We start from the raw sequence: 24156 nt of genomic DNA, 5'->3' as shown, positions 1-24156 counted from the left end.
GCAGATAAAATTTTGCTGCTGTAAATATTAAACTTATACACAACATACTGAATTTATTGGGTATGATCAATTTAACTTAATCATGTCAAAAAAATTGAAATCTTTATGGGTACAGAAAAAAAATTATCTACTCAAGAAGTCATTAAACTTGAACGAGATTTGGCTAAATTTGCCAATATGATGGATTCGGTGGTGCGTATTCCATTTACCAAACAAGGGGTGGGGGCTGATGCTGCACTCAGTACCATACCCATCGCTGGTGATATTGCAGGCTTTGTATTGACTTGTTATGCAGTTTATAAAGCTAAACAGATTGGTGTGCCTCAAGCAAAACTCAATGGCGTGTTAAAATTGGCTGTGATTGATGGGGTTGTGGGATGTATACCCATCGCTGGAACCTTATTCGATATTTTTATTCGGCCCAGTCGTAGAGCTTTAGATGTTGTACATGACCATATTCAAGAAGAATATCAGATTTATAGCGACGATCATGTAGTTCACCCATTTTTACACGAGAAGCTGGAACAAAAGCAACAGCAATCTGCATTTTGGCGTAACCCTGTTATTGCTTGGATTTGGATTCATATTCCCGATATTTTAGGCTTGATTGTTTTGATCCTGATTGGACTTGCAATGTGGTTTGGCGTAAATATGATATGGGATTGGTATCAAAGCTATCGTGCTTAAATTCCAACAGTGAACTGATTTGAAAATGTAGATATTAAAATACAGAGGTGATCATGCAAGATTATATTTCAGCGAACCTTCCTTCTATTGATTTTGATCATACTCGTAAATTTTATGCATTTTTAGGCTTTCAGTGTGATTATCAGTCTGCACAATGGATGATCTTAAGCAAAGACAGTTTGCTTGTTGAGTTTTTTCACCACCCCAATCTGAATCCAAAAGAATCATGGTTTAGTGCTTGCTTAAGGACCCATGTCCTACCAGATTTGTTTCATTATTGGCAAGGCTTAGATTGGGCACAATTCCCAGAAGCAAAAATAACTGAAATTCAGTATCTCGGAGAAATTGATATGTTTTGTGTAGTTGATCCGAATGGTAGTTTAATTCGTTGCATCCAATTAGATTAATTCCTTCAGTTGTTATAGTTATTGGTATTTAAAGAAAGATAGGTAGATAGAAATTGTGCGGTAAATAGCGGACAAGCAAAATTAAAATATGATGTAAATAAACAGAGCCTCCATATTGGAGGCTCTGTTTTTCTATCGATCACTACAATTTAGCGATAGCGTATAGATTAAGGTAAATTAAGTTGACGTAAAGCGGCAACACGTTGCTCGATGCTTGGGTGAGTTTGGAATAAAGCTGCCAAACTGAAACCTTGCTCTTTACCTTCTGCGATAGCAAAAGCTTTCATTTCTTTCGGCATTTGATCTGGCATTTCAGATTCAGCCTGTAGACGCAATAAAGCGGAAATCATGGCTTCTTTACCTGCAAGTTGAGCACCAGCTTCATCTGCACGGTATTCACGATAGCGAGAGAACCACATCACGATTGCCGAAGCCAATATACCGAAAACGATATCAAGCACGATGGTAATTGCAAAATAAGCAAGTCCTGGTGCTTCACCGTCTTGACGGCCAAAGAAGTTTCGGTCAATAAAATCACCAACCACACGGGCAAAGAACATTACAAAGGCGTTCACTACACCTTGAATAAGGGATAAAGTGACCATGTCGCCATTGGCAACGTGACCAATCTCATGCGCAAGTACGGCACGCAATTCATCTTTGTTCATGCGTTCCAGTAAACCTGATGAAACCGATACAAGCGCATCGTTTTTATTCCAACCTGTGGCAAACGCATTCGACTGATAAGATGGGAAAATACCAACATCTGGCATTTGAATACCAGCACGTTGTGAAAGTTGAGCAACCTCTTGTAATAACCAAACTTCGGCTTGGTTACGAGGAGCATTCGGGTCAATTAATTCAGTACCTGTGGTTTTTAACGCCATCCATTTGGACATAAAGAGGGAGATTAAAGAACCTACCATACCAAACACTAAACAGATGACCATCAGGTTGCCTAATTTAAGACCGCCAGCGCCGTGGTAACTACCAACACCTAATAATGATAGGATAATGCCAGCTACAACCAGTACCGCGAGGTTGGTTAGCAAAAACAAACCAATCCGCATCATGGAGAGAATCCTCTTATAAATAATAAATAATATGATGTATTAAAATAAATCATGAAATTCAATATGAGGTTTAGATGACTAAAATTCAAGAATAATGAGAAAAATCGATCTGATAAAAAATGAGAAAATAAAATGAAATGGATAGTGGATAAGAAATTTATAAAAAAAAATAGACAAGATAAAAAAAGATTCTCGGTATTAGAGAAAACATTATTTTTTTAGCAATTTGTTGAAAATATGTAATTGCATAAATTACATACTTATTTAAGATATAAACAAACTCTATTTTGGAAATAAAGTCTGATTTTATCAGTTGCCAATAGTGATTTGTGCTGTCGCACTGGCATGCGCTGTTGAATAAGAACCCGCAGGTGCATCCGTGTATGTTCCATCAGAGGCAATAATAATCGGTCGAGAACTATATTTAACCTGTTGAATAGGTGAACTGTTGCTGATTTGTTGTACGGTTTCAGGTTGATTTGATTGTGCAATGATTTGCCCAGCACCCGTTGAAGTGTCGATATTATTTGCAGTTAAATTTAACCCGCCAGCATATAGGTTATTTAAACGACTGGTCACACGTTTGACATAGTCTTGGGTTTCACGGAAGGGTGGAATACCACCGTATTTATCCACATTACCCTCACCAGCATTATAAGCAGCTAAAGCTAAACTGGTATTTCCATTAAATCGTTTCATTAACCAACTGAGATATTTGGCACCACCAAAAATATTCTGCTGTGGATCATAAGAGTTTGACACATTGAAGCGACGTGCTGTTGCAGGCATAAGTTGCATTAAACCTTGCGCACCAACAGGGGAACGTGCATTGGTATTAAAACCGGACTCAGTATGCATCACTGCTTTGATTAAGCCTTCTGAAACACCATGTGTCTGTGCAGCTTGACGGATAATACTATCAAATGAGTTTTTACTTTTACTATAACTTGGCAGTACTGCGGATTCTGTGCTTCCCCAGTTGCTATAACTGTGAATATTGCTGTCTTTATAATAAGTCACTTTGACTTTTTGCAGTGAGCGATCTGAGTTCTTCCGATTGGTGAGTAGGGTTGTACCATTTTGGTCTTTGTAGAAATAAATTTGGCCTGCAAAACTTTGCGATGTAAATGAAGCGAAGCTCATACATCCTAAAATTGACACTAACGAACCTGTAATTAATTTTTTCATTTTGTAGTAATTAAAATATTTCCCCAATTTTTGGGAGTTTAACAAAGTTATTGAACAAGAAAAACAATGAATTGAGTTTTAACAATACAATTGCAAAAAAGCAAGTGCTATTTGTTGGCATATTAATCAAAAAAAATTTTATATTTTTTTTAAAATATATTTATTGACTATATTAAGCATTTGAAAAATAGACATAAAATTTAGTGGTTAAAAAATGATCAATCTAAAGAGAATGCCCATCATTGCGTGAGAAAACTTTGTCAAGCCCCAAACAATCCACAATTTTATCCACAGGTTTTGTGGAAAACTGTGGAAAAGTCCAAAAGATAAGCACTTCGGCTAAAAAATGAACTGAGCCGTCTATTTTAAATGTGGAAATGCGACAGGAAGATGACCAGATAAAAATAGATGCAAAATAAAAAAATCTTTAGATGCGGTTGACGTTCAAATCAGATAAAATTGCCCAGTATTTTTTAATGGGTTTATCTCGTCTATGTACTCGCCAGTTGAGTCCGAACAAGGATTTAATTTTAAACCAGAGCTTCCAACAAGTTCAGCTTATTATCGTCTTTTGAAAAAACTTCGTCGTCAAGTCGGCCATGCAATTCGTGACTTTAAAATGATTGAGGAAGGCGATAAGGTAATGGTCTGTGTTTCTGGTGGGAAAGACAGTTACACCTTGCTTGATATTTTGTTGCAATTTAAACGTATTGCACCGATCAACTTTGATGTTGTCGCAGTGAACTTGGATCAAAAGCAACCTGGTTTTCCTGAAGATGTGTTACCGAAATATTTGGAAGAAAACAATATTCCTTATTATATTTTGGAAAAAGACACCTATAGCATCACCAAGCGTTTGACCCCAGAAGGTAAAACCTTTTGTGCAGTGTGTTCACGTTTACGCCGTGGTTCACTCTACGGTTTTGCGCAAGAGATTGGTGCGACCAAAGTGGCATTGGGTCATCATCGCGATGATATCATTGCAACGTTCTTCTTGAATCTATTCCATGGTGGTAGCTTAAAAGCGATGCCACCAAAATTACTGTCTTCGGATAAAAAGAACATTTTGATTCGTCCTTTGGCTTATGTCGAAGAAAAAGACATCATCAAATATGCTGAAATTCGTAAATTCCCGATTATTCCATGTAACTTATGTGGTTCTCAGGAAAACTTACAACGTGCCATGTTAAACGACATGCTACGTGGTTGGGATAAACAATATCCAAAACGTTTGCACAGCATTTTTGGTGCATTGCAGAATGTTTCACCATCTCAATTGGCTGACCGTGATTTATTTGATTTCGAAAAATTGGATGAAGAACGTGAATTCGATATGAAATGTGATACGGAAGAAATGAAAAAACGTTTAGATGTTGTAAATCTTAGTTTTGCAGCAGATTGATCTTTTTTGCCAATTAAATGAACGAATCGGGCATTCATATTGAGATGAGTGCCTGATTTAAAAAAATAAAACGATAAAACCGATAAAACATGAACAGTCCGTACAAAAAACTTTAGCCCAAATTGAAATTATCATGCTATAACATTGGGCAAGCAAAACTGCTTCAACCTGATGTTGTCTGGATAGATAACACAATAAATTGAATAAATAATTTGAGGAATGAACATGCCTGCATTTTTAACTGATGATTGGTTTGCAAATGTTGAAAAATTAACTGCTGAAGCAGGTGATTTAAACTTACCACCAGCACTTTCAGGTTTAGCAATTAATTTGGTTGTTGCAGATGCAGATGGCAACACTGAGCTTGCTTTAGACGGCGGAAAAATCGTCAAAGGTAGTTCTGCAAATGCGAAAACAACATTGAACATGGATGCTGAAACGCTTCGTAAAGTATTCTTAGAATTTGATATGGCTGCTGCTATGCAAGCATTTATGACAGGCAAAATCAAAGTTCAAGGTGATATGTCTCAATTGATGGCTTTACAAACAGCGAAGCCAAGCCAAGAGCAAAAAGATTTATTTAAGAAAGTATTAGAGCAAACTGCTTAATCCTTTTAAAATAAAAAAGCTTACCCAAGAGTAAGCTTTTTTATTGCCTGTTTTTTACAAATCCAATCTATTTAATATACAGATTAAATTTCTAATAATCGAGGTGTGGTTTTAATGTGTTCTAAATAAGCCCGAATACGTGTGACATACTGTACTGCTTGCTTATAACGACCATTACTTGCTTGATTACGTGTCAAATAATTATAAAGATTCATCCAGTCATTAGGATCTTTACCTTGTGCTTTGATACGCTTTTGAATACCTTCAACCGCACCAGGACCCATATTGTATGCAACCAACGCATACCAATGACGATCTGGATTACGAATATAAGAATAACGACTCAACATCATATCAAAATATCTTGCGCCGCCTTGGATACTCTGAGCGGGGTCACTACGATTACTTACACCCATTTCTTTGGCTGTAGTATTGGTCAACATCATCAAACCACGGACACCTGTGGGAGAAACAGAGTCTGGTTTTAAATATGATTCTTGATAACCAATTGCAGCAAGTAGGTGCCAATCTAAGCCATATTGCTGCGCAGAGCGCTTAAAGCTGGCTTTATAAATCGGTAGACGAGAACTTAGGTCACGTTGGATCACGTTCCAATCGTCCTTCTTGACAACATTACGATTATAAAATGAGGCAAGTTGCTGAGTTGAACCATTTTGTTTGCTTTGGCAAATGAAACCACTTGCTGTTGCTGTTAATGGGTCTTCAGCTTGTTTAAATACCCAATTCAATTCTGGGTTTAAACCATTACTTTTTAAACTGTTGAAATCACCACAGCTTGCTGAAAATGAGGTTAAACGTTCTGCTTCAATTGTCTGCATATTTGCAGTGGTAATCGCAAAATTAGCTTTACCTTGAGCAACCATTTTCAATGCTGTTGCATTGTCTGAGACAGTTTTAAACTCAAGTTTAACATTTAAACTTTCAGCATAGTTATGGGCTAAGTCATAGCCGAAGCCATGCTTATAGTCTCCATCCTTAAACACGATGCTTGGATTGGAAACTGCAACTACAGTTAATTTACTCGAATTAACTACAGCATTGTATTGATTGTTCTTACTCGCATTAATGCTAAAAGGAATTAATGCAGTGGTTAAAACTAATGTTTTGATTGGCAGCGCACGAAAAAATGAGTTAAGGCTAAGCCTCGACCCAGAGGTTGAACTACTGTGCATGTTGTCTCCGCTACAAGTAATTTATTGCCCTAAAAAGTCATAAGCACAAAAACACCTAAAAACTTTTTATAGTTGGTAAATTCAATAAGGGTGGGCAGTCATGAACGTCATTCAAAAAATGACATGTGGGATAGAAAGATTTTGCAGAAAAACTACAAAATTAAAAAAATAAACTCATAAAACATGTGCGCATAATATAGGCGGTTTTTAGATCTGTCAAACTTTGTATGAAAAATGATCAATTTTAAATATTTAAGATTATGATTTTTAAAGGAATATTTTTTTAATAATTACGTGGATTTTAAAGCTGAAATAGCTTGTCAAAAACTGTAAGGAAATGTTCCAAAGCTAAGTTAAGATTTACCACTTTTAAAACGTTTTTCTGTTGAATTTTTTGTGCGAATTTAAATAGGAAAAAAAGGATTTTATCCCTTTTTAAACCTTAAAATGCAAGATTTTTAATCTGACATTTTTACTGTATTGGTTGTAGACTATAAAAACATTTTTTCAAAAATAAGTATCAAGTGCATATATATTGTGAATGGTTTTAAATCATGAAATCAAATTTAATTACCCGTTCAGGGCATGATCTGTTGGTTGCTGAGTTACAACATCTTTGGCGAGAAGAACGACCTGAAATTACTAAGAAAGTAACATGGGCTGCAAGTCTAGGTGACCGTTCTGAGAATGCTGATTACCAGTATAATAAACAGCTACTTCGAAAAATTGATCGTCGAGTACGTTATTTGGGTAAGCGGCTAGAAGAATTACGTATTATCGATTTTTCTCCAGAGCAAGCAGGCAAAGTGTATTTTGGGGCATGGGTTGAAATTGAAAATGATGATGGTGAACAGAAAACCATACGTATTGTCGGGGTAGATGAGATTTATGATCATCATCCACAACATGTATCAATTGACTCACCGATGGCAAGAGCTTTGCTTTCAAAACAAGTGGATGATGATGTTGAAGTCGTAACACCTTTAGGGAAAAAACGTTGGTATATCAATTCAATTCGTTATGAGTAGCTTGAATATTCATCAAATCAGTAAAAATTGACTTTATTTTGTACACTTGATTGAAGGAATACTGAAAAAGATTTGCCAAGTCGCAATTTTATTTATATGATAGCCGCCATTGGAAGCGTGGCAGAGCGGTTTAATGCACCGGTCTTGAAAACCGACGAGGGTGTGAGTCCTCCGTGAGTTCGAATCTCACCGCTTCCGCCAAATATTGATCTAAGCCCTTGTTATTGCAAGGGCTTTTTTCTTGCTTGTGCTTTTGTCCCACATTGTAACCCACATAAAATTTTGGATTAGATAACATCAAATTGGTGGATTTAGGACGTTGTAGGAAGAGTCATTCATTTAGTTTAAATTCACGATAAGTTCATATCACTATTTCCAACACGTAAAAAAGCCCAATAAGGAACTACTGGGCTGTGACTGAATGAGTCAAATACGATTAATAAACAATATACTCAAAATTTGATTTGATGACTTTGGATTGATAGTAGTAATACTTCAAAGGATAGAGCATATTGTTAAAAATAACTTTCCACTCTGCTAAATTAATGCCTTGGAAATTATCACGCTCAAGCTTCAGAGTTTGAATAGAAATATTTGGCAAATTCAGTTGAACCGAAATTTGACCTTCTTTATCAATCGAATGTGATAATAGATTTTGATCCTGAGGCAGTTGTAACTGATGATTTTGTTCGTGATAAACCAACATATTGAGGTAGTACTGCCCATACAATGTTTTTTGAATCCGCCATTGGATGCAAAATAGGTTTCCTTGATTAAGTTGCTGAAATTGGTCAATCAATTTACTTTTAAGCTTAACAATTGCTTTTTCTAGCTCATTTACTTGTAACGATGCTGTATCACCTTTGGCACAAAAGCAATAAAAGAGCTTGGTAGATGAGATGTTAGCGTGTTGAGTGAGCAATCGATTGACAATACGTGAGTTTTCCTTAGCTTGGTCTGATATGAGCTTTTTACGCTTGTTAACGTCGCTCTCAGCCTCAACACTGATTGAATAACCACGTATTTCATTCCAAAGTTGATTTAAGGAAGAATGTATTGCTTGTTTATCAGGGTGTTGATTAATCCCTAAAATATCAAACCAACTATTTTGCATAACGATTTGATGCATTTTAGACACTAGGAAACTAGCGCCTTTGTTTACAATAAACTCATTAGGCAAAGTGGTTAAGGGGAATGCACAATTGCTTTGCATCATTTGACGTTGCATCTTTAGCACACGATCAAGCTCGATCAATGGTGCTGTTGGTGTTAATACCTGACCTCTGATTTGCAAAGGTTTTGAACTTTTTAGACATAATTGATGAGATGCTTCACCCAAGGTATGAAGCCATTTCATAACGATTAAATTATTTTGTCCACAAATCAAATCTAAATTACTGAATTGCTGAAGTTGTTCGAAGCTCATAATGATTTACCTGATGGTTTAATGACTAATTTTTTCTTAACAAGGGTCACAGGACTGATTAATTTATCCTGAGGGATTGGATTAGGGATAATTTTAAAAATACGCGGACGACCAACTGTTTTCGGTTGTTTTGTACGATTGCTGGTTGCAAAGGTATGAACATTCCCTAGTAAGCGCTTATCAATCAGAAACTGATCTTGCTTACAGATGTAGACTAGAACCTGATCAAGATTGTCGAAGAAGGTTTGGTCACTATGACGTGCTATGCCAATTGCAAGGTGACGATATTTGATTTTGTCACGGTGGCAATTGAAGTAATAACCTTTGCCTAGGGTAATCTCAGTCCAGCGTTGACCAATCATTTCTGCGTAGTGCGTATCGCTTTGAAACTTGTTCCCATCCATAAAAAAGATACAGTGGTAGTGATAGCCTTTTTTCTCACCAAACTCTAACTTCCAGAGATAACCCACGATGTTAGGTAAGTCTTTGTCATGATGGAAACCTTTCATGAGTTGAGCATGATGAGCTTTCATTTTCTTAAAGGTGACATCATCCTGTATCCGTTCTTTCCAGCCGAAGTCAATACGAAGTACCAGTAGCTTACTAAACGTGTCTCTCAAGGCTTGAACGAGCTTTCTAGCCCCTTTATATTGATCCTTTGATCTTTCACGACGAGCGTATTGAGCCTTTGTAAAGATCGGTGAGTCGATTCGAATCAAAATCTCACGAACCAAATTATTTTTAAGTTGAGCCGTTGTATGAGAGCAGATCAGTTCTCCCGTCATATCATCTAATAATTCGAATGTACGATTTGGTGCTGCTTTCCAAAAAGAAGGCTCATCTTCAGGATGAATATTAGGTGCAACAGCCACGTTATATGCTTGTTTGAAAATAATGCTATGTTCACAGTGGTAGTTACTTTGACTCGCTTGTTCAATTGAACAAATTCCTTTTAAGAATAATTCAAGAGCAGGTACATAAGTCTTTAAGCTCAAGCCCTCGTTGCTGAGTTTAAACAAGCGATCTATTGATTCGTTTTCAATTCGATTAACGCAAAGAATGGTACTGTATATAGTCGAAATAACAGGATTTTCTTTAAGGATGAATAGACCATTGTCTTGCTCACTAGTGAGTTCTAATAAATTAGGTGGATATTTCTGATCAATATCTATTCGGTTTTCCATTGGCTTTGCTCTTATAGTCATTGGTTTATATGCTAGATAATTGAATTAACTGAATAATGCTTTAGAATTATAAGAATGATGAGAGATGAAGTAGATCATCTCTCTGATGAGCTAGTTGGTATAGGCACTGATCTTATAGAGATATAAAACAGTATTTAGTAAACTAACTCTTTCATTCATATAGATATTGTTAAGCGTATTAATTAAATCTTTAGTCTGTTTAATGGTTTAATAAGATTGTTAATCATCGTATTAATTAGAGTGCTAATAAGATTATTAATAGTGCTAATAAGATTATTAATTAAATTAAAAAACCTAAATTCACTTTCACAAGACATAGTCCTCCTACAGGGGCAATTGAATAAACTGCTCCTCGTGATTTACAGGGATACGAGAACTAAGAAGTGATGAAAGTTATGCCGATAAAATTAATGAAAGGGTAGGTTCTTGAGCCATAGCTCAACTTCATTTTCTACCCAAGCAACACTGTTCATGCCCAGCTTACGGGGCTTAGGGAAGTCAGGGTCGTATCGCTTAGACTTTTGATCGAGTTTGTCATAAATGGTTGAGCGGCTGATCTGACATTTATCGGTGACATCACGTAATTTCAACATACGCATAGTGTCAGCATAGCTTTGATTGTTTTGCATAAAAATCTCCATTGGATTGATGTGGACACAACGGAATTATGCTAAAAACATACGTAAAGAATAGTTGGAAATCATTACGTGAACCAAAAGACTCAGAATGAAACAATGTTTAAAGAAATATTAGCCAACCTTTTTCGGTTGGTGGTCATGTATTCTTGTGAAAGGATTAAGGTACAGAATAAGTTTCCAGAAATTTATCAATGGTTTGAAGAAAACAACAAAACTGTTGAATATGAAATTAAACAGTTTTTAAGAAAAAATGTTAAAAATCTTCATATTAAAATTAAAAAACATAGTAAACATCAAACGATTAATCTTGATTCAACTGAAGCAGATATTATTTACGAATTCACTCAATATTTCTGGGATTATTATCAGTACCAAGATGTCCAATACAACAGAACCTTGTTTTCTGATTTTGAACTCAAGGAAAAAATAGTTACTGACTTTTTTATTAAAATTTTTCATAAATTGTCATCATCTAAAGAATCAGGCACAACCCTAGAACAATTTATTGAGTTTAGTGAAAAGTATGCATATTCATCATTTGTTGCAAAAGAACGGGTTACTCAATCCATTTTTAAATATTTTCAAATTTATGCTGAGTTGACAAATCCAGACGTCCGACTCGGGACTCATGAGTTACGTGCAAAATTTATTGAGTTACTGAAGCAAATTCCGTATTACTCTATTTTTGGGCGCTCATCTATTACAGGCTATTCTACTTACAAAACAGTTATGGGTAAGCGCTATTACTCCACATTAAGAACACCTTTGGATTTCGCACCAGGCACTTTGGTTGATAATCTTTTACATTTCTTATTTCAGCATCTTATTGAACTTTTTTATTTTGAGTATTTATATCATGATCCTCAAAATTTTAATGCTAAAAAGGCAAGTGGAATATTGGAAGATCGCGCTACATTCACACAACGTTGTGATGATCGTTTAGATGAATGTAATAATATCATGAAATTATTATTGCAAGCGTGGCCAAAAGAGCAACACTTAGTGTATAGAAGTGTGAAAGATGAAAGTTCAATTATTCCTGTCTTAAGAAGTATTTTATATGTCAATTTTTTAGAACAATACCAAAAAGAACTGAATTCAGGTATTGAATTGAACGAAGTTGTAGTAGAAAAGAAAAAGAGCAGAACAGATGCAGAAGCAAGAAATCAAATTGAAGCATTTTTTAAATTTCTAGAAAAAGGTTTTGAGGAGATGTCATTTATGGTTAAACTTAATTTGGAAAATGATAAAACTGATGCTTGGTCAATAAAACTATTTGATCATCTAGAAAAAGAGGGTGAAAAAACAGCGGGTAAAATTGAAATATTGGAGTGGAATTGGAGTGCAATTCGATCGATGTATGATAAGCATAAAAAAGATAAAAAACTGTTTAATTATGAATAACTCAGGATAACTATCACATGGGGTTTTAAGGGCTAAAATGAGCATTATTTTTTTACTTTTTTAGTGATCATTTGACAGTGAAATTAAACATAAAAAATGGGTGATAATGCAGGGAGCTAAAATGGCTTCCTGCTTATTTTACGTTAAAACACTCATTGCTCAACAATGGCACGATAGGTAATTTTACCATGCGTGGTATACAGATAGACTTCCTTAATTCCCTCAGCAGAACAGCCTTTTAAAACAATGTTAAATATTGCTCCATAATAAGACACACTTGGAAATTTAGTGGTAAAAGGTTCTAGCCCCACGACTTTACAGTTTGGATTGTCCATTTCAACTTTATCTATCACATCGTTGACTTCAGACACTACTTTTAAACGCGTGGTGTCATAAACCGTACTTGTGATAACTTTAAAATTTGGGTAAGCATCCACAGGGCGGTATTTGACTTCGAGTGCTTCGCCTGCCAATAACTCACGTTTCAGCTGAGGCGGTGGAATATCAATATTTTCAGCCCCTGTGTAAGTACTGTCAGGATCATAACGGTCATGGGCAATAGCAGCAGCTTCTGCTTCTTGCTCTTTAACTTGTAGATTAGATTCAGTTTGGGTGTCAATTGATGCTTGTGCCTCTGAGGATGCTACTGAGGAATGCTCATCAGGTTTCTTTTGGCAGGCGGTGAGTATTGATACAATCACAGTTGCAAGGATTAATTTTTTCATGATGGCATCCTCTTACTGTGATGAAAACTGAGTACGTTGCACATACTTCAGCACCGCTAAACCTTTGACGTACAGCCATCGGTCATTGCCATTCTCAGCATGATAATCAAAGACTTGATAAGCAAAGTCATCAATATCCATTAACTTTGGCTCCTTTAAATCCTTGCCTTCTCGAATCATGGCATTGAGATCAGCGCTATAAATAAAATAACGGAGACGATCACCTTTGGGGATGATTTGCCATTGTTTGCTAATCGCAACAAAGGCGTTGCAATTGATATTACCCTCACAGCGTTTCACGACGGGTGCATTGGTTGGTGTATTGATCAATGCCATGACCTGATTCATATCTGCATGACAGATTGAACCTATAGATAGGCAGGTAATGACGGCACCTGACCGTAAAACGTATTTGATTCTTTTGTTCATTTAAATTAATTCCTAATTATTGTTGTTCGATACATTTTTAATTGAATGAAATTACTTAAACATCGAGATTGGCCATACCACGGCTTTGCCTAAGTTATAGGCATAGCTTCGATCGGCTGTGGCACTGCATCCCTTTAAATAAACAGAAAACAGCAAGGCAATCACGATATAAATTCCGATCAGATAATTTTTGATTTGCATGGTGCTTCTCCTAAGAGGTTTGACAAGTTTGAGCAGCGCGATACATTTGCTCGCCAAAATCTTGCGGTAGATCAAGACGACTGACATTTTGTTGAGCCAGTTTCTCCATCACAGCAGGGGAATAATGTGCTTCGAGCTTGTCATAGACACAGGAACAGGTAGATCGATCTGTACCACCCGATTGACAACCTGCATTAAAGTCACGTTTAGATTTACTTTCACAACCTGTTAATACAACAGCCGTGAACAGTGCCAGCCCAAGAATGGGCAGATGATAAAAAACAGACATGATGATTCTCGCCATAAATAGAGCATGAATGGTGTCTGACTTCAAAAGGCGTAGAAATGAAATGATTTACTGAGGAGACTTATTCCAGCCAGCCAGTTCAACCAACAGCCAAAACAGCAACATCATCAGCACAAAGCCAATGACAGCAGGTCCCAGCTAGATCACTACAGCGACGATTAAAATCAGACGTGCAATGATTTTCATTACCGAAGCAATGTAGAGATACGATTCGGCTGAGTGAGGCGAGTTAAAATCGGAATAAAGTTAAATTTTAAGAATAAAGAAACAGTCATGATTGACTCCTTGGAATTATAAGAAGTTCTACCAAATTACTGCTAAATAATGGTGGCAGAACGAAAGGGGGTTAGCAGACTGGGATCCAAGGAACCAGCACGCACGAGGCGTCCCCCTCCCGTTCTACCGCAAAGGGGGAACACGAGGGTTTCACGACATACAAAATTGATTTTATATATCGTGCTGGATCTGCGGTCTGCTAAAACCGACTGGCAATGTAGGCCAGCACGCCCATGATAATGCTAAGCCCGATCAGGGTCAATTTCATTTACGGACTACGCTGTGATAACGAGCTAAAAACAATCAAAAATAGAATGCAAATAATTTCAGATACATAACACCTGAATGAAGAACCGAATCAGATTTCCCTAACTGCTTGGGAAATGCACAACAGATTCATTAATACAATCAGGAGTTTTTTATGCCGTATCGAGATTTTGATCAAGAAGAAGAAGGGATATTTCCGCAACGTGGAACGATGAAGCCCATGATGCAAGGTTTAGGTTTAACCAATTCACCGACCACTTTAGCCCTATTGGGGATGTCACTGGCACGTTCCTTGGGCTATTCACCTTTTATTGGTGGGGTTGCAGGTGCCATGTTGGGTGGTGTGATTTTGGTCATTGCCGAACAAACGCCAAATAATTCACGACCACCTTTTAGCAAATAGCTTGCTCAGCAAGCATTCAACACGATCGTAAATAGCATATTCATTTTTAAATTCAAAAAATTCATTATCTTAAATTAGGACTATATTTCATGGCACACCTTATCGAACAAATGGCCTATGTCGGACAAACCCCTTGGCATGGCTTAGGCAATCAACTCACCCACCATCAGCCGATTGAAGTCTGGGCACAACAAGCAGGCATGGACTGGCGGATTGAATCCTCTGATGTTAGCTACATGGCACAAAATCAACGTGGGCAAAACATCATCATGCCGTTTGAAGAACAACGGGTTTTATACCGTTCAGACACGCATGCGCCTTTATCTGTGGTCAGTCAACGTTATCAAGAAGTTCAACCCAAAGAAATTCTACATTTCTACAAAGATTTAACAGAGCAATCAGGCTTTGAATTGGAAACAGCTGGCGTCCTCAAAGGTGGTAAGAAATTCTGGGCATTGGCACGAACAGGACAGACCTCAGCCTTAAAAGGCAAAGATGTCAGTAATGGCTACATACTTTTAGCAACGGCATGTGATGGTACGCTTGCCACCACTGCACAATTTACTTCTATTCGTGTGGTCTGTAACAATACCTTAGCGATTGCACTCAAAGGACAGGATGTAAGTCGAGGTGTGGTTAAAGTACCTCACAGTACCAAGTTTGATGCAGACAAGATCAAACAGCAATTGGGCATTTCAGTGCGTGCATGGGATGAACATATGTATGAAATGAAACAGCTCAGTCAGCGTAAAGTCACCCAACAAGAAGCAGCGGCTTATTTCGATGCTGTGTTTAACAATACTACCCTCAGCCCATCAGAACAGGATGAAGGCATCATTCAGTTCTATCGCAAAGTGGCTAACAACCCAGTTGAGTCAATTAAAGCGAATGTAACAAAAGCAGAACCGAATGGGCGTGCAATGTCGAAAGTGATGACCATGTTTAATGGTCATGGACGGGGCGCAGAGCTCTCCTCAGCCAAGGAAACGGCCTATGGCTTACTGTGTTCTATCACAGAATTTGCAGACCATGAGCGTCGGTCTATGAGTCGAGATCATCGACTTGATTCAGCATGGTTTGGTGCAGGGGCAGGCTTAAAACAGCGAGGATTAGAACAGGCGCTAAGGATGATTGTTTAAATTACTCCATAATTTAGCCTAAGTAATTCCACTTCAACAAAAGATTTAAATTGCATCCAAGCTACACCCTTGAAACCACATCCGATGATGTGGTTTTTTTATGCCCTTTATTTATCACCTTGATCTTAATCCTGATTAAAAATAGGAATTCAACATGAATACAGCCATATTAAAGCCATCTATTCAACAAGCCAGTCAAGCCTTTATTGCCCCAAAATTATTTACTGCAAAACGCTTCGTGGAGACCAAAAAACTCAGTCAAGCCGAATGGTTAGAAATACGCAGACAAGGCATCGGCAGTAGTGATTGTGCCGCAGCCTGTGGACTTAACCCCTATATGTCGATGCTCGAACTGTGGATGATTAAAACAGGACGTATTAAACAATCCATTGAAGATGAAAGTACAGGTCATGCACCTTTGTATTGGGGCAAGCAATTAGAGCCGCTCGTGGCTGAATACTACAGTATGCACACCAATTATAAAGTCCGCAGAGTCAATGCAGTACTGCAACATCCCGACCCTGACAAACATTTCATGTTAGCAAACTTAGATTATTCCGTAGTCGGGGATGCCGATGTACAAATCTTGGAATGTAAAACCGCAGGAGAATATGGTGCCAAGTTGTGGCGAGATGGTGTGCCTTTATACGTACTGTGTCAGGTACAACACCAATTGGCGGTGACAGGCAAGAAAGCAGCTCATATATGTGTGTTGATTTGTGGACATGAAACTCGAATCTTCAAAGTGACACGCTCAGAATCAGTCATTCAACACATTATTAATGCGGAACGTCAATTTTGGGACTGTGTTGAAAAAGATATACCACCTGATGCAGATGCCAGCGCATCGGCAGCTCAAGCATTACAGCAACTTTATCCTGAACATGTGCCATTGAGTACCACAGATTTGAGTGAGGATGAACAAGCCAACCAACAATTTGAACAGTTGATCAAAGCACGAAACCAAATTGAAAAACATCAAGAAAGTTTCGATCTACTGAAACATCAACTGCAAGCCCAGATGCAGGAGTCGGAACGTGCCACCTTTAAGACAGGTTCGGTGACGTGGAAAAAGGCCAAAGACTCGATCAGCTTAGACAGTAAGGCATTACTCAAACAACACCCTGAATATCTCAACCAGTTTTCACAAAGCAAAACAGGTTCACGGCGTTTTAACATCTATGCACATGATGATGAGTAAACAAAATTTCATTCTAACCAAATCCAATCCAGCGCATATCTGCAAAAAATCGCAAAACAGCCCCCGTTCCCTGTAAGCACCGAAGTACTTACAGAGAACAAAATGGACTGAATTGCGAAGAAATAAATGATTTCTACATATCAACCGAACATTAGTAAAAAATAACGGATGAGGAAAACACTATGATCAAAGGTTTAGCGATTACACCCCCGATATTAGGTCGTATTAGCATTGGCAAGGTTGTTGAAAAAAATGGCAAACGATTACCTGAAAAGGATGATCAATTTACCATTACCAGTCAAATCCAAAATAAGGATGGCTGGATTAAACATCCACTCGATGAACAACTTCGAGCCAAAGCACCCAATCAAAAATTGAGAACTATTCCTGTGCGGATGATCTTCAATGACCCTGAACTTAACCTTAGAGCTGAATACACTTTATTTGATCGTCAGACGGGCAGGCCTGTATGTGTTGGGAATGGTGAAATGTGTCAAAGACGTACCAACCAAGGCATTGAACAACATCCCTGTCCATCACCCGATTTATGTCCATTGGCACAAGGAGGTAACTGTAAACCTTATGGGCGGTTGCATGTCAATTTAGATGAGTCGGATGAACTAGGAACCTTTATTTTTAGAACGACGGGTTTTAATAGTATCCGCACCTTGGCAGCACGACTGAGTTATTACCATGCAGCATCGAATGGTTTACTATCTTGCCTACCACTGCAATTGACATTGAGAGGAAAGTCCACCACACAAAGCTATCGTACCCCTGTTTATTACGTGGATTTAACCCTACGTGATGGTGTCAATCTTCAGCAAGCGATCCAAATGGCGCAAGAGATTGATCAGCAAAGTAAGCAGAGTGGTTTTAATCAAAGTGCTTTAGATCAGATGGCGAGGCAGGGCTTTGCCAATGCACAGTTTGAGGTGAATGGTGAGGAGGGTATGGATATGGTGGAGGAGTTTTACAGCGATGAGAATTCAGATGCTGAACAAATATCACCTGAAAATGTACAAGCTGAGCAGGAGCAGGCTAGATCGAAAAGTATGGCTAAATTTAATCAGGGGGAGGGATTTGCACAAGATATTCAGCAAGGCTTGCAGGGGAGTGTCAGGGCGGTGAATTAGTTAGGTATTATGAATGAGGTTATTAAATTTTAATCATAGATAACCGTATATTCTTCATTTGTTTTGGGATGAAAAAAAGTTGTACGACCATCTAAAAAATTTATGACCTCATTATCTTCATTCAAGCGTAACTTATTTATTGCCCAAATTGCTTTTGTTTTTTTCTCAACTTCTTCAGGTCGATATTCAGAAAAAATAGTAATGCTAATCAAGTGACCCGATGGTGAACGAGCTTTCAAATTACGAATATATTTAGGTGAAAAACTATCAGACATTGTGGATCTAGAAAATAATTGATAATTTAGAAAGTATCCCTATATGACTTAAATCTCAATTAATTCATTGTAATTAAATATTTTGAGTATAAGAATGGTCGCTAACAAGCCAAAAGTAAAAATTGAGAAAGATGTTCAAGATTTTTTAAAAGCATTTTCTAAAATTAATAAAGCTGATTTTCATTTTAAAATATTGTCTTTATTTCCAGACAATTGCTGTGAATTTACCTCTATGTTGTTAGCCCGATTTTTAATTTAGGAAAGGGCATACCAAATTACTGATGTTTTAATGATTAAGGGACAATGTTGAAAGAAATCATCTCAACTCCATCTATGGCTTGATATACTCGGTATAAAAGTTGACTTAACTTCAGGACAGTTCAAGGATGCACCTCATATAATTATTGCTGAATACCACTCTTGGCATGATCACTTTCAAATTGTAGACATATATTTACCAGAGATTAATTTTGATAATTACTTAGGTGATTATGAAGAGCTTGCGCTAGAGTATGGCTACATGCAAATTGTTAAAAAAATTAATAGAAATTTAATGGCGTTTTAAAGTCCGCTTATAGTTACAATTCGGATAGCGATTACATGCCATAAATTCACCATAAGGTCCTGTTTTCTTCCAGATACGTCCTTGATTACATTTCGGACATAACCACTCAGGTGGTATTTCACTATTTGCAGGTTTATGCTCGTCTTGAGGTATGTAAATCAATTCTTTGAAATTTTGGTCTTTAATAATCTCATCAAGGAAAATAGAGCCTCGCTCTCCAATGAGATAAACCTTTTCTTTTGCACGAGTCAGAGCCACATAAAACAAGCGACGTTCTTCAGCAAAAGCATGTGCTTCAGGTTGGGGAAGTACCATATTCAATAGAGGATCATCTTCCTTGTCAGCAGGGAAAGAGTTTCCACCTTTATTCAAGCCAACCAAAATAACATAGTCCGCTTGTAAGCCTTTCGATGAGTGAATGGTTTTAAACTGGACTGTACAATGGGTTAAAAAAGGTCGAATACTGCTGATTTGGGGTTCATGGCGATTGTATCGTGCTAATATATAAATAGATTTCTTTTTAGCTTGACCTGAATTTGTATTATTGATTTCCATAATGGTTTTAAGTAAATATTGATCAATATCTTTTTTATTTGTTGAAAAGCTAATTTCGACGACTTTAGTGGTCGATTGATCAACAGCATTAACCACCTTTTGAAGTTGTGCTTTATTTTTTTGGATAAAACCACTAGCAATATTGGCAATACCTTGATTGGAACGGAATGTTTGGGTAAGTTGAGTTTGTTTGGTATAACCAAAGACTTTTTGAAACTGAGTAAAAATACTGATATCTGAACCTGCAAAGCGATAGATTGCTTGCCAGTCATCACCAACACAAAACAGTTTTGCTTCAGGTACTTGGTTGAGTAAAGACTGGATAAGGCGTGCTCTAGCTTGAGATGTATCCTGAAACTCATCCACTATAATGAGTTTAAATGGACTCTTATATTTATTTTCGTTGATCAGTTTGGCTGATTCAATCAGCAAATCATCAAAATCATGCTCTTGGCTGGATTTTAAAATAGCATCGTATTTTGCATAAACTTTGGCAAACAACTCTAAAAATAGACTTTGTCTAAGCGTTAATGACGAGTTTGCTAAAAGCTGAGTTGTATTGGCTTGATTAGATTTATAATGGCTTAAAAAACTACTGTAGAGGTCATTTGCACTTTGTTCGTAAATAGATTCGGCTTTTATATTGATCTCAGTTAAGCTACGTGGGGTAAATGCTTGTCCACGTAATTTAAGTTCTTTCTCTAGTTTATGAAAAATTGAACCTGTAATAAACTCGTGAAAAGTGGTGCTGATTAAATCAGTCTTATACTGCTTGTGAATTTCAGCTTTCCATTTCATTTCATTTAGGTATTTTTGCCCAAAATGAGCTGGAGGTTTACCATGCTGATCCACAGCATAATGTTCTAAATAAAGGTTGATTTCAGGAAAATAAAAATCAGGTTTGTACTGGCGGTGACTTTCATCCGCAGTGTCATGTTCATAATTGCATTCGTATTGATAGGGAATACCTTGGCTATATAACCAGTTGGCGATAGCTTTTTCGCCATGGGATTTTACGATTTCACCTTGGTAAGTTTCAAAGCCATCCTTGAATCTATCAAATGATTGTTTTTGTGCCTTATCCCATTCACTTTGAGTTTTGAATGCAAAAGGCGAGAGTGGAGCTTTTAAATAAGCTGTTTTAAATAAAAGATACTTTTCCTGAAAGTCTGAGTCAGTTTCATTTAACTGTTGAATAATTCTATCTAAGAGGCGTTTTATATTTTCTGCATGTGCTGAAACTGTAGGGCTTTTACCAGTGGCTTTGCCAATGATCCTTACACCTAATTTATGAAAATTCAGTGCTTCAATTTTGCCATTAAACTGAGTAAGAATATTGCTAAGCCTTAAATTGATCCGCTCATTCAGTTCTTCTCCTGCATTCCTATTAAAAGCCAATACTAAAATTTCTTCAGGTTGATAAAGACCTGTTAATAATGCATAACCCACTTTCCCAACGATGGTAGAAGTTTTACCTGAACCTGCCGCAGCGACCAACAAGTTACGGTCTTCAAAAATGATCGAAGAAACCCGTTGTTCATGCGTGAGTGGGGTAGCTTCAACCTGATCAAAAAAATCTTTATATTTAACTAATTCACTGTCAATAAAACGAGAGTTTTTAGTATCGATGGCATAGTTTGCTTGGATCGGTAATTCAATCAATTTTTGAAGCTGTTCAAAGGCTACCTGTTGTTGTGATTCAAAGCAAAATGAACGATCACGTTTGATTAAACTGTCAAATCGGTCAACATCAGGTTTTGAGCGTGCAATTAAGTCTGACCTGAATAAATTTGAAAAACGATGAGATAGGTAACGATCTTGATGAATAAAGTCTTGGTATTCAATGATAAATGGTTGCAGAACGGCTTTAATTTGTTCTGCATTTCTTTTATTTTTTAGGAATTCTGTATCACTTTGAATTTGAGTTCGAAATTCTTCGGCTTGTGAATTGAATATGCCTTTGAACAAAAAAATCTGATCAAGCGTTTTAAGTGTCAAAGATGACCATATCCAACCCTTTTGGATATGAATGTCTAAGACCTGCTCAGGAGTCATTTTTGTCGTGTTGTCATCAAGCTTAATTGTGAGTTCAGGGTATTCATAGCTTAGATACCATTTGGCTGAGCCTGCAAAAATGTAGCTGAGTAAACTTGGATGGATTTCCATAATGTCCTAAAGAAAAATTATTAAAATAATTAATGGTTTATATGTAATTGTAAGCGTTGAAGTTATTTAATTCAGCAGTATGATAGAAATTATCAACAACCATTGTTACTCTTTAAAGGTTTTATTCAACGCTTGTTGCACAGCATCAACTCTTGATTTACAAGATTTAAAAGCATCCATCGACTCTTCGACGACCTTCATCAAATTATCAATATCAGGCTCTTCCTGAGATTCCAGTAAATCTGCATTACGTTTTAGAATGTCATAACCTTGTTTAAAGCTTAAAGTTTCATTTGTCATGAGTGATTACCTGTGTGACTTTGGCTTCAATGATCCCATCCTGCATTTCAACAGAAAATTGAGACGATTTTAATTGTTGAACAGAGCGTATTGCTTTACCTTCAGTACGGATGACTGCATACCCCTTAGACATCACTTGTTTTGGGTTTTGTAGCAATGTCTCTCTAAGTAAAACCTCAATTTGGTTTGAGGCATGTTTAAGCTGTTGATTGGCAAAATACTGAGTTTGTTCTTTAAATTGTACAAGAGAACTGGATGCCGTATTGATTTGGGCTTGAGCCAGAGTTTTGATGATCTGCATCAAATGTTCATTTTGACTTTGATAAGCAGTAATCTGATGTTGTGACAATAGTTTTATGGTGTGTAAACAGTCAGTCGCTTGCTGTGACCGTTCTACAATCACATTACGAATGCCAGCAATAACCTTACTAGGTGTATCGAATGAACGGTGAGCCACTTCATCTAGAATTGTACGATCTTTTTCATGACCAATACCCACCCAAATCGGAACACTGCGCTTACACAGTAGGGCTGCCAAGTCATAATCATTCAAATAAGCCAAATCATTGACTGCACCACCACCACGGATAATCACAATTAAATCAGGTGCAATTTTAAAATCCTTTGCCCATTGTTTTAAGCTCGTTGAAATGCTGTCAATAATACTCGCTACTGCCATATTCCCTTGAAAAGTGGCTGTGTGATAGACAAAATGACAAACACCTGTTTTTTCAAGAATATCAGCATCACGCTTAAAGTCACCTAAACCTGCTGCATTCTCAGGGGTAATGACTAAAACATGATGAATATCGAAAGGTAAGGGAAGCTGCTTGTTTTTATGAATTAAGCCCTCTTGCGTTAAACGTTCTATAACCTGTTGATAACGCCTTGCAAGATCACCCAAGGTAAAAGAAGAATCAATTTCCTCGATGTTGACTGAAAAACCATACTGCGGATCAAAGCGCGCTTTAACTTTAATCAGCACATTCAAATCCTTAGAAAGTTCGACACCACTTTCGCGCTCAAACTTGGGTACAATTTTTTGAGCAGTAGACTTCCAGATTGTTGCCTTACAATGGGCAATCACTTTATCTGTGCTTTCATCCTTTTCAGCAAGTTCAAGGTAGAAATGCCCACCTTTAATATTTAAGTTGCGAATCTCAGCTTTCACCCATACCGCATCTTCAAAAGTCAGTTGTATGACCTCTTGGACTGTTGCAAGATATTCACTGAGCGATAGCTTAAATTCAGGCATTCAATTTAATTGTGATTGATTTTAGTATTTAGATATTAGCAAAAAATGTAGATATGTAGTAAGTAGAAGTATGCAAGATTAGATAAGCAGCAACAGCAACACATGACTTGATCTACATATAGTCCGCTCAGAAAAGATTGTAGCAGTCAGTTCAGGTCATTAGGTTAAATCTGTAAAACCTTCGTACGATTTAAAGCAATCCTTGGGAAATTTTCTAAAATATTTTTTCATTTTCGGAAGTCATAACTTATTTTAGTACTCTATACCTGATAATATCTTCTGTATACCCTTGTGAAGATGTGCGTATTGTGAGTCTAAGAATAGAATTTATTAAAGCCCTTCATGGGGATTCAATTTTAATTACAAGTGAGTCTAAACAAGGGAATATAAGAATATTGGTTGATGGGGGGCCTGAATATTCTTTTAGGCCACGTGAGCCAGGTGATCAACGTGATGGACATCTAAAAAGAGTTTTGGATGATCTACGCAAAGATAATCAAAAAATTGATCTTGTTATACTTACTCATGTAGATGATGATCATATTGGAGGGTTGCTCAAAGCCTTCGAACATCCTGATTATCTTCCCCAAATGACCAATTGAACCGTACCGGGTTTGTCGGAGAGTCAATATTCTGAGAGACTATCCCGATGACAAAATTAAAATATACCCCTGAAATCAGAGAAAGAGCGGTTCA

General features: G+C 37.1%; 25 protein-coding genes and 1 tRNA gene. 12 read left to right on the top strand and 14 right to left on the bottom strand.

The features are described 5' to 3' along the window. Positions 1-105 precede the first annotated feature (105 nt). Together ACG916_RS15200 and ACG916_RS15195 are read left to right on the top strand one after the other, a co-directional pair. Positions 106-687, top strand: a complete 582-nt coding sequence (locus ACG916_RS15200) for a DUF4112 domain-containing protein (protein WP_336952673.1) — start codon at positions 106-108, stop codon at positions 685-687. Positions 688-740: 53 nt separating this feature from the next. Continuing rightward, a complete protein-coding gene (locus ACG916_RS15195) occupies positions 741-1094 on the top strand; it encodes a bleomycin resistance protein (protein WP_419329032.1) in 354 nt (117 codons plus the stop codon). 167 nt (positions 1095-1261) lie between these two features. Here the strand turns inward: ACG916_RS15195 and htpX are convergent, their stop codons facing one another. Beyond that, positions 1262-2167, bottom strand: coding sequence for a protease HtpX (htpX, locus tag ACG916_RS15190; RefSeq protein WP_419329033.1), 906 nt, complete (start codon positions 2165-2167; stop codon positions 1262-1264). Between the two features lie 309 nt (positions 2168-2476). Further along, positions 2477-3310: a lytic transglycosylase domain-containing protein gene (locus ACG916_RS15185; protein ID WP_419329034.1), complete on the bottom strand. Its 834-nt coding sequence runs from the start codon at positions 3308-3310 to the stop codon at positions 2477-2479. Between the two features lie 538 nt (positions 3311-3848). Between ACG916_RS15185 and ttcA the strand changes: the two genes are divergently transcribed. Next, positions 3849-4757, top strand: coding sequence for a tRNA 2-thiocytidine(32) synthetase TtcA (ttcA, locus tag ACG916_RS15180; RefSeq protein ID WP_419329035.1), 909 nt, complete (start codon positions 3849-3851; stop codon positions 4755-4757). A 225-nt stretch (positions 4758-4982) separates the two neighbouring features. Beyond that, positions 4983-5366 carry an SCP2 sterol-binding domain-containing protein gene (locus tag ACG916_RS15175; RefSeq protein ID WP_004722377.1) on the top strand — a complete coding sequence of 128 codons (384 nt, stop codon included), beginning with the start codon at positions 4983-4985 and terminating at the stop codon, positions 5364-5366. Positions 5367-5449: 83 nt separating this feature from the next. Here ACG916_RS15175 and ACG916_RS15170 read toward each other — a convergent pair whose 3' ends face one another. Then, positions 5450-6559: an MltF family protein gene (locus ACG916_RS15170; RefSeq protein ID WP_336952668.1), complete on the bottom strand. Its 1110-nt coding sequence runs from the start codon at positions 6557-6559 to the stop codon at positions 5450-5452. 554 nt (positions 6560-7113) lie between these two features. Between ACG916_RS15170 and greB the strand changes: the two genes are divergently transcribed. Together greB and ACG916_RS15160 are read left to right on the top strand one after the other, a co-directional pair. Then, positions 7114-7587 (top strand): transcription elongation factor GreB, encoded by a 474-nt coding sequence (gene greB, locus ACG916_RS15165; RefSeq protein WP_419329036.1) that lies wholly within the window; start codon positions 7114-7116, stop codon positions 7585-7587. Positions 7588-7698: 111 nt separating this feature from the next. Next, positions 7699-7788: transfer RNA gene (locus ACG916_RS15160), tRNA-Ser, on the top strand. A 235-nt stretch (positions 7789-8023) separates the two neighbouring features. Here ACG916_RS15160 and ACG916_RS15155 read toward each other — a convergent pair. The 3 genes from ACG916_RS15155 to ACG916_RS15145 form a co-directional block, all read right to left on the bottom strand. Continuing rightward, positions 8024-9013 (bottom strand): hypothetical protein, encoded by a 990-nt coding sequence (locus ACG916_RS15155; RefSeq protein WP_419329037.1) that lies wholly within the window; start codon positions 9011-9013, stop codon positions 8024-8026. Next, the gene (locus ACG916_RS15150; RefSeq protein WP_419329038.1) at positions 9010-10197 is read right to left on the bottom strand and encodes a YagK/YfjJ domain-containing protein; all 1188 of its coding nucleotides are present in this window, start codon (positions 10195-10197) and stop codon (positions 9010-9012) included. The genes ACG916_RS15155 and ACG916_RS15150 overlap by 4 nt, the downstream gene beginning before the upstream one ends. A 428-nt stretch (positions 10198-10625) precedes the next feature. Then, positions 10626-10847, bottom strand: a complete 222-nt coding sequence (locus ACG916_RS15145; RefSeq protein ID WP_419368198.1) for an AlpA family phage regulatory protein — start codon at positions 10845-10847, stop codon at positions 10626-10628. Positions 10848-10925: 78 nt separating this feature from the next. Between ACG916_RS15145 and ACG916_RS15140 the strand changes: the two genes are divergently transcribed. Further along, the gene (locus tag ACG916_RS15140; protein ID WP_419329040.1) at positions 10926-12260 is read left to right on the top strand and encodes a hypothetical protein; all 1335 of its coding nucleotides are present in this window, start codon (positions 10926-10928) and stop codon (positions 12258-12260) included. A 152-nt stretch (positions 12261-12412) separates the two neighbouring features. Here ACG916_RS15140 and ACG916_RS15135 read toward each other — a convergent pair whose 3' ends face one another. Genes ACG916_RS15135 through ACG916_RS15120 form a run of 4 tightly spaced genes read right to left on the bottom strand, consistent with a single transcriptional unit; the run spans position 12413 to position 13904 of the window. Next, positions 12413-12985 (bottom strand): membrane lipoprotein lipid attachment site-containing protein, encoded by a 573-nt coding sequence (locus ACG916_RS15135; RefSeq protein WP_419330594.1) that lies wholly within the window; start codon positions 12983-12985, stop codon positions 12413-12415. Between the two features lie 12 nt (positions 12986-12997). Then, entirely contained in the window at positions 12998-13414 is a 417-nt protein-coding gene (locus tag ACG916_RS15130) for a hypothetical protein (protein ID WP_419329042.1), read from the bottom strand. Positions 13415-13465: 51 nt separating this feature from the next. Next, on the bottom strand, positions 13466-13615 hold the full coding sequence (locus tag ACG916_RS15125) for a hypothetical protein (protein ID WP_419329043.1): 150 nt from the start codon (positions 13613-13615) through the stop codon (positions 13466-13468). A 10-nt stretch (positions 13616-13625) separates the two neighbouring features. Further along, positions 13626-13904, bottom strand: a complete 279-nt coding sequence (locus ACG916_RS15120; RefSeq protein ID WP_419329044.1) for a hypothetical protein — start codon at positions 13902-13904, stop codon at positions 13626-13628. A 715-nt stretch (positions 13905-14619) separates the two neighbouring features. Between ACG916_RS15120 and ACG916_RS15115 the strand changes: the two genes are divergently transcribed. The 4 genes from ACG916_RS15115 (at position 14620) to ACG916_RS15100 (ending at position 18344) form a co-directional block, all read left to right on the top strand. Next, positions 14620-14868: a hypothetical protein gene (locus ACG916_RS15115; protein WP_419329045.1), complete on the top strand. Its 249-nt coding sequence runs from the start codon at positions 14620-14622 to the stop codon at positions 14866-14868. Between the two features lie 89 nt (positions 14869-14957). Continuing rightward, complete coding sequence (locus tag ACG916_RS15110; protein WP_419329046.1) at positions 14958-16007, top strand: DUF932 domain-containing protein; 1050 nt, start codon at positions 14958-14960, stop codon at positions 16005-16007. Positions 16008-16161: 154 nt separating this feature from the next. Beyond that, on the top strand, positions 16162-17208 hold the full coding sequence (locus tag ACG916_RS15105) for a YqaJ viral recombinase family nuclease (protein ID WP_419329047.1): 1047 nt from the start codon (positions 16162-16164) through the stop codon (positions 17206-17208). Between the two features lie 182 nt (positions 17209-17390). Then, positions 17391-18344 (top strand): recombination directionality factor, encoded by a 954-nt coding sequence (locus ACG916_RS15100; RefSeq protein WP_419329048.1) that lies wholly within the window; start codon positions 17391-17393, stop codon positions 18342-18344. 29 nt (positions 18345-18373) lie between these two features. Here ACG916_RS15100 and ACG916_RS15095 read toward each other — a convergent pair whose 3' ends face one another. The 4 genes from ACG916_RS15095 to xseA form a co-directional block, all read right to left on the bottom strand. Further along, complete coding sequence (locus tag ACG916_RS15095; RefSeq protein WP_419329049.1) at positions 18374-18619, bottom strand: hypothetical protein; 246 nt, start codon at positions 18617-18619, stop codon at positions 18374-18376. Positions 18620-19169: 550 nt separating this feature from the next. Next, the gene (locus tag ACG916_RS15090; protein ID WP_419329050.1) at positions 19170-21905 is read right to left on the bottom strand and encodes a UvrD-helicase domain-containing protein; all 2736 of its coding nucleotides are present in this window, start codon (positions 21903-21905) and stop codon (positions 19170-19172) included. A gap of 105 nt (positions 21906-22010) precedes the next feature. Beyond that, entirely contained in the window at positions 22011-22205 is a 195-nt protein-coding gene (gene xseB, locus ACG916_RS15085) for an exodeoxyribonuclease VII small subunit (RefSeq protein ID WP_419329051.1), read from the bottom strand. Next, positions 22195-23460 carry an exodeoxyribonuclease VII large subunit gene (gene xseA / locus ACG916_RS15080; protein WP_419329052.1) on the bottom strand — a complete coding sequence of 422 codons (1266 nt, stop codon included), beginning with the start codon at positions 23458-23460 and terminating at the stop codon, positions 22195-22197. Before xseA ends, xseB begins: the two co-directional genes overlap by 11 nt. Positions 23461-23759: 299 nt before the next feature. Here xseA and ACG916_RS15075 point away from each other — a divergent pair, with 299 nt between their 5' ends. Then, positions 23760-24062, top strand: coding sequence for an MBL fold metallo-hydrolase (locus tag ACG916_RS15075; RefSeq protein ID WP_419329053.1), 303 nt, complete (start codon positions 23760-23762; stop codon positions 24060-24062). Positions 24063-24156 lie beyond the last annotated feature (94 nt).

It is taken from the genome of Acinetobacter legionensis (assembly GCF_048552295.1).
Lineage (GTDB): Bacteria > Pseudomonadota > Gammaproteobacteria > Pseudomonadales > Moraxellaceae > Acinetobacter.
The sequence above is the reverse complement of the archived record's forward strand: the minus strand, read 5'-3'. Positions and strand labels throughout refer to the sequence as shown.

Excerpts from the sequence above, each read along its gene's own strand:
- xseB (WP_419329051.1), bottom strand. The coding sequence starts at position 22,205 with ATGACAAATGAAACTTTAAGCTTTAAACAAGGTTATGACATTCTAAAA.
- ACG916_RS15095 (WP_419329049.1), bottom strand. The coding sequence starts at position 18,619 with ATGTCTGATAGTTTTTCACCTAAATATATTCGTAATTTGAAAGCTCGT.
- greB (WP_419329036.1), top strand. The coding sequence starts at position 7,114 with ATGAAATCAAATTTAATTACCCGTTCAGGGCATGATCTGTTGGTTGCT.
- ACG916_RS15150 (WP_419329038.1), bottom strand. The coding sequence starts at position 10,197 with ATGGAAAACCGAATAGATATTGATCAGAAATATCCACCTAATTTATTA.
- xseA (WP_419329052.1), bottom strand. The coding sequence starts at position 23,460 with ATGCCTGAATTTAAGCTATCGCTCAGTGAATATCTTGCAACAGTCCAA.
- htpX (WP_419329033.1), bottom strand. The coding sequence starts at position 2,167 with ATGATGCGGATTGGTTTGTTTTTGCTAACCAACCTCGCGGTACTGGTT.
- ACG916_RS15170 (WP_336952668.1), bottom strand. The coding sequence starts at position 6,559 with ATGCACAGTAGTTCAACCTCTGGGTCGAGGCTTAGCCTTAACTCATTT.
- ACG916_RS15090 (WP_419329050.1), bottom strand. The coding sequence starts at position 21,905 with ATGGAAATCCATCCAAGTTTACTCAGCTACATTTTTGCAGGCTCAGCC.
- ACG916_RS15125 (WP_419329043.1), bottom strand. The coding sequence starts at position 13,615 with ATGCAAATCAAAAATTATCTGATCGGAATTTATATCGTGATTGCCTTG.
- ACG916_RS15155 (WP_419329037.1), bottom strand. The coding sequence starts at position 9,013 with ATGAGCTTCGAACAACTTCAGCAATTCAGTAATTTAGATTTGATTTGT.
- ACG916_RS15120 (WP_419329044.1), bottom strand. The coding sequence starts at position 13,904 with ATGTCTGTTTTTTATCATCTGCCCATTCTTGGGCTGGCACTGTTCACG.
- ACG916_RS15200 (WP_336952673.1), top strand. The coding sequence starts at position 106 with ATGGGTACAGAAAAAAAATTATCTACTCAAGAAGTCATTAAACTTGAA.
- ACG916_RS15145 (WP_419368198.1), bottom strand. The coding sequence starts at position 10,847 with ATGCAAAACAATCAAAGCTATGCTGACACTATGCGTATGTTGAAATTA.
- ACG916_RS15175 (WP_004722377.1), top strand. The coding sequence starts at position 4,983 with ATGCCTGCATTTTTAACTGATGATTGGTTTGCAAATGTTGAAAAATTA.
- ACG916_RS15185 (WP_419329034.1), bottom strand. The coding sequence starts at position 3,310 with ATGAGCTTCGCTTCATTTACATCGCAAAGTTTTGCAGGCCAAATTTAT.
- ACG916_RS15135 (WP_419330594.1), bottom strand. The coding sequence starts at position 12,985 with ATGAAAAAATTAATCCTTGCAACTGTGATTGTATCAATACTCACCGCC.
- ttcA (WP_419329035.1), top strand. The coding sequence starts at position 3,849 with ATGTACTCGCCAGTTGAGTCCGAACAAGGATTTAATTTTAAACCAGAG.
- ACG916_RS15195 (WP_419329032.1), top strand. The coding sequence starts at position 741 with ATGCAAGATTATATTTCAGCGAACCTTCCTTCTATTGATTTTGATCAT.
- ACG916_RS15115 (WP_419329045.1), top strand. The coding sequence starts at position 14,620 with ATGCCGTATCGAGATTTTGATCAAGAAGAAGAAGGGATATTTCCGCAA.
- ACG916_RS15110 (WP_419329046.1), top strand. The coding sequence starts at position 14,958 with ATGGCACACCTTATCGAACAAATGGCCTATGTCGGACAAACCCCTTGG.
- ACG916_RS15130 (WP_419329042.1), bottom strand. The coding sequence starts at position 13,414 with ATGAACAAAAGAATCAAATACGTTTTACGGTCAGGTGCCGTCATTACC.
- ACG916_RS15100 (WP_419329048.1), top strand. The coding sequence starts at position 17,391 with ATGATCAAAGGTTTAGCGATTACACCCCCGATATTAGGTCGTATTAGC.
- ACG916_RS15105 (WP_419329047.1), top strand. The coding sequence starts at position 16,162 with ATGAATACAGCCATATTAAAGCCATCTATTCAACAAGCCAGTCAAGCC.